The sequence below is a fragment of the Gammaproteobacteria bacterium genome, from assembly GCA_003696665.1.
Classification (GTDB): domain Bacteria; phylum Pseudomonadota; class Gammaproteobacteria; order Enterobacterales.
Map to the genome: position 1 here is coordinate 1 of RFGJ01000400.1, position 7593 is coordinate 7593.

The 7593-nt window shown below is 50.6% G+C and carries 5 protein-coding genes; 1 reads left to right on the plus strand and 4 read right to left on the minus strand.

The features are described 5' to 3' along the window. Positions 1-175: 175 nt before the first annotated feature. The gene (locus tag D6694_10175) at positions 176-436 is read right to left on the minus strand and encodes a hypothetical protein (protein RMH40288.1); all 261 of its coding nucleotides are present in this window, start codon (positions 434-436) and stop codon (positions 176-178) included. 2 nt (positions 437-438) lie between these two features. Then, entirely contained in the window at positions 439-2607 is a 2169-nt protein-coding gene (rlmL, locus tag D6694_10180) for a bifunctional 23S rRNA (guanine(2069)-N(7))-methyltransferase RlmK/23S rRNA (guanine(2445)-N(2))-methyltransferase RlmL (GenBank protein RMH40289.1), read from the minus strand. A gap of 84 nt (positions 2608-2691) precedes the next feature. Here rlmL and D6694_10185 point away from each other — a divergent pair, with 84 nt between their 5' ends. Beyond that, positions 2692-3627: a patatin-like phospholipase family protein gene (locus D6694_10185; protein ID RMH40290.1), complete on the plus strand. Its 936-nt coding sequence runs from the start codon at positions 2692-2694 to the stop codon at positions 3625-3627. On the opposite strand, the gene D6694_10190 is transcribed toward D6694_10185, so the two are convergent. Both D6694_10190 and topA read right to left on the minus strand, forming a co-directional pair. Next, positions 3578-4594, minus strand: a complete 1017-nt coding sequence (locus tag D6694_10190; protein RMH40291.1) for a quinone-dependent dihydroorotate dehydrogenase — start codon at positions 4592-4594, stop codon at positions 3578-3580. The genes D6694_10185 and D6694_10190 overlap by 50 nt on opposite strands. A 34-nt stretch (positions 4595-4628) precedes the next feature. After that, complete coding sequence (topA, locus tag D6694_10195) at positions 4629-7265, minus strand: type I DNA topoisomerase (protein RMH40292.1); 2637 nt, start codon at positions 7263-7265, stop codon at positions 4629-4631. Between the last annotated feature and the right edge of the window lie 328 nt (positions 7266-7593).

The following is a 7593-nucleotide window of genomic DNA, read 5'->3' on the forward strand; positions in this document are numbered from 1 at the left end:
CTTTTGGGGTCCATCACTGGGTACTGCTGTAAGTATAGACCAAGGAGATTCAAACAAGTTCAAGGCAAATTTTTCATTCTATTTCAGTTGGTTAATACGTGGATTCAATAGCGTCGTTCGCTACTTATAACCCTAAGATTATTAATATGCTTCTTTTAATGTAAATATATTCTTACTACACCATGTCTGTCCGAGATGTCAGCACTTCAGTCAGCCACGCAACAAGTTGGTACTTCGAAAACGGCCAACCCAGCTGATGCCCGGCCACCTCAACCACTGGAATTCGGTGACGAAGTGCATCAAACACTTCATCGTATTCCACAATGTCCAAACAGGTGTAACTCGTATTTAAACGTTCACATGCATACTGCAGGTGTTCCTTGGCCTCATCACAGAGTTCACAAAATGCGGTCGTCCACAAAATCACTTCTGGCACGGTTAGCCTCTTTCTATACGATACAGTCGATGATGATTCTTTTTCTGCTGGAAGTCAGGATCAAAAGAAACGCTCGTGAGATCCTGAATCTGATATTTTTGCGCAAGTTCCGGCGCCAGCTTGAACTTTCGAAGGTTCGTAGAAAAAAGTAACACGCCACCGTCAGACAACAAATGTGTCATGATATGCTCTATCACCTTGGCATGATCACGCTGCACATCCCATGTTTCGGTCATGCGTTTCGAAGTGGAAAAGCTCGGCGGGTCCAAAAATATCAAATCCCACTTCTCACTGACTTGCTTCAACCAGGCGAGGACATCCTCTCGCACAAACTCGTGCGATGGACCGACAAAGCCATTGCGTGCCATATTGCGTTGTGCCCAAGCCAAATAGTTTTTTGACAGGTCCACTGTGGTGGTCGAGACAGCCCTTCCCGCCGCTGCGTACACGGTGGCCGCGCCGGTATAGCCGAACAAGTTCAGAAAACGTTTGCCTTTCGCAAGTTCTCTAATCAGGCGACGCGCTGGGCGATGGTCCAGAAATAACCCAGTGTCCAGATGCCGCGACAGCTCAACCTCAAAAAACAGGCCATGCTCAACCACCCAGAAAGGTTTCCCTTCGTGACCAAGTCGTTCTTCATCCACCCCATACTCGATCGATTTTTGTTTGCGTCGTTGCTTTAGAAAAATTTTTTCTAAAGGCGTGTCAAAAAGGTATCGCAATGAAAGAATCACTTCCTGAAGTCGGTTTTGTGCCTTACCGATCGGAATGTCCTTAGGCGGCGCGTACTCTTGGACATGAAAACAATCGTTGTAAACATCAATGGCGCACGCGAAGTTGGGTAAATCAGCATCATACAGGCGAAAGGCGGACACCTCCTGTTTACGTGCCCATTTGCGGAGTTTTCGATCATTTTTGCGAAGACGATTAACCAATTCTTCAGGCAAATCGGATGCAGCGATCGCACCTGAGAACGCGCTCGACCGGCGAGCTTCGGTGTTCACGTGGAACGTCCACAGCAAAACAGGTATTGGGCCGTTACGAAAATGAAATTTACGTTCCGCCCGAAAGCCAAGAGCACGCCCCATCGTTTCATCCGGTGTCAAAATGGACACTAGAGTATTATGACAGTGCTCAGCCAACCAATCTCCGAGCTGGCCATAAAGCTTCATGGCCTCAAGCCGCGACATCATCCGTTCACCATAAGGCGGATTGGTCACCAGCACATCGCCTTCATCAAGCTGCCAATGATTGGCCTTCAATTCACAGCACTCAATCTTCATCACATTGTCAATGCCCAGCGCTTTAGCCGAAGCCGTCAATGCATGGATGGCGCCAGGTGCTTGATCGGCCGCAAAAATTTGCACATCGTCCTTTGTCATACGCTCGCGGTTGTCCGACTCTTCCTTGATACGTCGCCATAATGCGGGCACATGCCCCAACCACTTATGGAATCCCCACCGACGTCGAAGTCGACCGGCTGGCCGACCAAGTGCCATCTCCGCTGCCTCGATCACCAGCGTGCCGGAACCGCACATTGGGTCAAAAAAACGCCCGGCACGCGGCCATCCGAGTCGCATCAACATCGCTGCCGCCAGATTTTCTTTTAAGGGGGCCGGCCCGCCCCCTTGGCGATAGCCACGTTCATGCAGCGGTCCGCCACCAAGATCGAGATAAAGCGATACTTGAGTTTTCCGCCAGTAACAGCTAATTAAAATATCGGGTTTTTCCCGATCAATGCTTGGACGCCGGCCGAAGCGGTCACGAAAGGTGTCCACAATGCCATCTTTAATACGCTGCGAAACAAATCCACTGTGATTGATCGGGGCTTGTCGCAGTGTTGTCCGGATGGCCAAGGTCGCATTGACGGGAAATTCATCATGCCAAGGATATTGGCGCACACCATCGTAAAGCGCATCGGCATGACTGGCCTCAAATTGACAAAGCGGCCATAGGACACGACTGGCAATGCGCGACAAATAACAGGTACGATAGGCATCTTCTAATGTGCCTTCCACCCAAACCCCACCGGCGGTATTCTGCAGACCAGCGTCCAAAAAAGATGCAAGCTCTTCTTGCAATAGTGCTTCTACCCCCGTCGCGCAGGACACAAAGAATTTGATCATGACCACGTCTCTAAAACTAGGATGCGGGCATTGTACACGAAGCATGCAAGCAAAACCTTTTCGGCACGCACCCGAGGCTGAAATTGCGTTACCGCGGGGAAAGTGAGACCATGAATATCAACACGGTGAATGGACGACCTTACGATAATGCATAAAAAGATTGGGCTCGCTTTGGGCAGTGGTTCGGCCCGTGGATTGGCGCATTTTGGCGTGATACGCGCACTCCAGGAAGAAGGTTTTGAAATTGGATGGGTCAGCGGTAGCAGTATCGGAGCAGTTGTGGGAGCCGCTTTCGCCGCTGGTGCACACGAACAACTGGAACAAAGTTATCGAGACATGGATCGCAAAAAGATCTGGTCGTTGCTGGATATCATGATTCCCCGCTCTGGCATCATAGAAGGCGAGAAAGTCGTTCGATTTGTTGTCGAACACATCGGGGTCGAGAAGATCGAAGCGCTCACCCTGCCGATGTCCATTGTCACCACAAATCTCAACACCGGGAAAGCTGAAATTTTCACTTCTGGTTCCATCGCCGAGGCAATTCGTGCGTCAATCGCCGTACCCGGTTTCATGGCACCAATCAAAATCGGCAATGAGTTGTACGTCGATGGCGGCATTGTGATTCCCACGCCAGTCGAGCCAGTGCGACAGCTGGGCGCTGATTTTGTGGTCGCCGTCGATCTCAATTCACACTTGGCAACCAATGGCAAGCGTATTGGACGACGTCGGGAAACGAACAGGTACGAGTGGCTCGATAAGCTACAAAAGCGTGTGACCAGTATTGATCATCCGATGCTCGCCGGCCTCAAGCACTGGATTGAAGGCGAACCGGCACCAGGCCTGTGGGAAGTGCTGATGAGCAGCGTTGATATTATGCAAGCACGGATCAGTGAGCTCAGCCTAACACAAAGTCCTCCAGATATTTTGATTCAACCAGCGTTGAGCCACATCCGTTTCCTCGATTTTCACAAAGCCGACGAAGTGATTGAGATTGGCTACACAACTGCCAAACGTGCTATTGCCGATTTTCGCAAGCATCACGACAAGCAAGCGCCGCCTCTGTGACCAGCTTTGGTCCCCGATAGACTAATCCGGTATAAAGCTGCACCAGCGACGCCCCGGCTCGAATTTTCTGTGCAGCACTTTCTCCATCCATAATCCCCCCAGCCCCAATAATGGGGATTCGAGCAGGCAAGGCGCTTCTAAACGATCGAATGACTTCCGTGCTTTTGTCGGTGAGTGGTGCACCGCTGAGCCCACCTGCCTCATCGGCATGACGCAATCCGCTCACCCCATCACGAGAGATCGTAGTGTTGGTCGCTATCAAACCATCCATGCCACTTTCAGACACCGCCTGCGCTATTCTGCTAATGTCTCGCTCCTCAAGATCGGGGGCTACCTTTAACAGAATCGGTCGATAAAAACCGTATTCCTGCTCAAGTAACGCTTGCTGCTCTTTTAATAAATCCAGTAAGCGGCGCAATTCCTCGCCAAACTGAAGCTGGCGGAGATCCGGTGTGTTCGGTGAGGATACGTTGACGGTGATATAGTCCGCCACTGGCCACACAGAATTCAAGCCATAGATGTAATCACGGGCAGCATCGTCATTTGGGGTGTCTTTGTTTTTGCCAATATTGACGCCGATGACGAGATCATGAGGTCGTCGCGACAGGCGTACGACCGCACGATCGACCCCCTCATTATTAAACCCCATACGATTAATGATGGCTCGAGCCTTGGGCAAACGGAACAATCGAGGTTTCGGATTACCCATTTGCGCGCGGGGCGTGAGTGTACCGACTTCGACAAATCCAAAACCAAGCTTTGCCAAACCGTAAACGTGCTTGGCATCTTTATCCAATCCAGCGGCCAGACCCACTCGATTCGGGAAACGTAGCCCCATGACCTCAACTGGATCTTCAATGCGTTGTGGTTTTAGTGCGCTGGGGATGAGATCAATGCCCTTAAGTGCAACGTTATGCGCCTGCTCAGGGGGCAACAGGAATAAGACCGAACGTATCAGCGAATACAGCATAAATTCACCTGAAAACAAATATGTATTATGGCTATTTTTTCATCTTGGAAGCATCGGCTTCCCAGCGGCCATCTTTGTAAAACGCCACCCAGCCAGTCGGCTTGCCATTTTCATCTTCGCTCATCACATACTGTGTTTGCGTTTTTCTAGAGAATCGGATGATGGCATCTCGTCCTTTGGGATCTTCGGCTGGCGCATCCACCAAATAACGATATTTGGGGTCAAGCTTATCCTTGACTTGCTGAATCTCCTTCACTTTGGGGGCGCGCGTTTCACGATGCTTTGGAAACTGGCTCGCGGCCAAAAACAGTCCAGAAGCACCATCTCTGAGCACAAAATGATCGTCCACTTTATCGCACTTGAGCCAAGGCATTGGGATCGGCTCGGCTTTCGGCGGGGCTGGCTGCCCATTTTTGAGCAATTTCCGGGTATTCTTACAGTTCTCGTTGGTACAACCGAAATACTTCCCGAATCGCCCCGTTTTCAACTGCATTTCGGCACCACACTTGTCACATTCCAGTACTGGGCCGTCATAGCCTTTCAGTTTGAACTGTCCTTGTTCAATTTCGTAGCCGTCACAATCTGGAAAATTGCCGCAGACATGCAACCGTCGTTTTTCATCGATCAGGAAACTATCCATCGCATTGCCGCACTTCTGGCACCGATGCTTGGCTGCCAATGCACGTGATTCTGCTTCATCATCGCTCGCATCCGCCTGAACAAATTCATCACCAGGCAATAAGTTGATAGTGTTTTTACACTTATCATCGCCACTTAGCCGATAACCTGTGCAGGCAAGGAAAAATCCCGTGCTCGCGGCACGAATCGCCATCGGACGCCCACATTTGTCGCACTTTATGTCCGTTTCCACTGCCTGATTTGGCCGCATGCCACCCGCTTCAACCGGCGCCTCTGCTTGTTCTAAACGCCGACACAAATCCGCATAAAACGCATCAAGCACCGCCAACCAATCCTTTTTCCCTTCAGCGATCTCGTCCAGCGTCTCTTCCATAGAGGCGGTGAAACCATAATCCATCAAATTTTCAAAATTTTCAGTCAACCGGTCGGTGACGATTTCTCCCATTTTTTCCGCGTAAAAACGGCGGTTCTTCTGGCTGACATACCCCCTTTCTTGGATGGTCGAAATGATATTGGCGTAGGTTGATGGCCGACCGATGCCTCGTTTTTCCAGTTCCTTGACGAGTGCTGCCTCCGTGTATCGCGCCGGAGGTCGCGTAAAATGCTGAGAGGCCTCAATGTCTTCAAGCTCAAGTGCCTGCCCAACCCGTAGATCCGGCAACGGCACGGCATCCTTGCTTTTCGGTGGCGGCAAAATTTTTGTCCATCCATCAAACTTGACGATGCGGCCTTTTGCCTGAAGCTCGAAGCCACCGGCTTCAACGGTCACCGTGGTGCTCAAGTATTCTGCATCCGGCATTTGCGAGGCCAAAAATTGGCGCCAAATCAAGTCGTAAAGTTTTTGGCCATCCAGATCAACACCCGTTAAGCTTTCCGGAGCTAAATTTACATCTGTCGGGCGAATGGCCTCGTGTGCCTCCTGCGCCCCACCCTTTGAGCGGTAGATCTTGGGTTTTGCTGGCAAATACGACGGTCCCAAATTTTTCTGAATATAATCGCGTGCGGCCGTCAATGCATCTTGCGACAGATTGGTGGAGTCGGTTCTCATATAAGTGATCAGCCCTGCCTCATATAAACGCTGCGCTGCCACCATAGTGCGTTTCACGCCAAATCCTAGGCGTGTGCTGGCCGCTGCCTGTAACGTCGATGTGATAAAAGGAGCGGGCGATTTAGATTTTGTTGGCTTATCTTCCCGCAGCGTCACCACAAAGTTGGCTTGACGGAGTTGTTCGACCGCGCTATCAGCCTCTGCTTGAGTTCGAGGTACAAACTTCTCGCCTTGCTTGCGCACGACCTTGAACGGTAATTTGTGCGCATCAGATTTAAGTACGGCTTCGATTTCCCAGTATTCTTCCGGTACGAATGCCCGAATTTCGCGCTCTCGTTCAACAATTAGACGAACCGCGACTGACTGGACGCGGCCAGCCGACAATCCGCGCGCCACTTTTTTCCATAACAACGGTGAAACGGTATAACCCACCAATCGGTCTAGAAAGCGACGTGCCTGCTGTGCGTTGACACGGTCAATATTCAGCGCGTGGGGATGGGCAAAGGCTTCCTGAATCGCTTTTTTCGTAATCTCATTGAAGGTGACGCGTAAAAATCGGTCATCGTCGCCACCGAGCACTTCTTTCAAATGCCACGCGATGGCCTCACCTTCCCGGTCCAAATCCGTGGCCAGATAAATCTTGTCCGCTTTTTGCGCAAGCGACTTTAACTCGCGAACCACTTTTTCTTTGCCCGGTAAAATCCGGTAGTCCGCCTTCCATCCATGCAGTGGATCGATACCCATACGCCGCACAAGCTGTTCATAAGCTTGCTGCTTTTTAATTTTTTCCTTTTCTTCTTGACTCAGGCCTTTTGTTGACAGGGGACTGCGTTTGCGTTCCTTGCTGCCTGTTGACGTTCCAGATGTTGGCAAATCGCGAATGTGGCCCACCGACGATTTCACCACATAATCGGCACCCAGGTACTTGTTAATGGTTTTTGCTTTGGCGGGGGATTCAACGATTACGAGTGATTTTCCCATACAATTGTCTTTTCCAGGTTTGGCCTGGAACACGCTCGCGCGGTCCCAAGGCATGTCAAATTAGCAATACGTGTTTCTAGCGCATATATAGAGGTTAGTCTTCGCCGGGTCAAGTTTCATGCCAGAGATTGGGTAATATTAAAGCGAGGAACACCAACCACTTGGAGGTGGCCGCCGGTACACAATCGTAATTTGCGTGCGCGGCGGCCAAAGCACCTTTTAACGTTCCGACAATCGTTGCAAAGTCTTTTCAAACCGTTTGAGACCTTCCTGAATTTCTTCATCACTGATAAGCAGTGACGGAACCAATCGAATGGTATCTGGACCA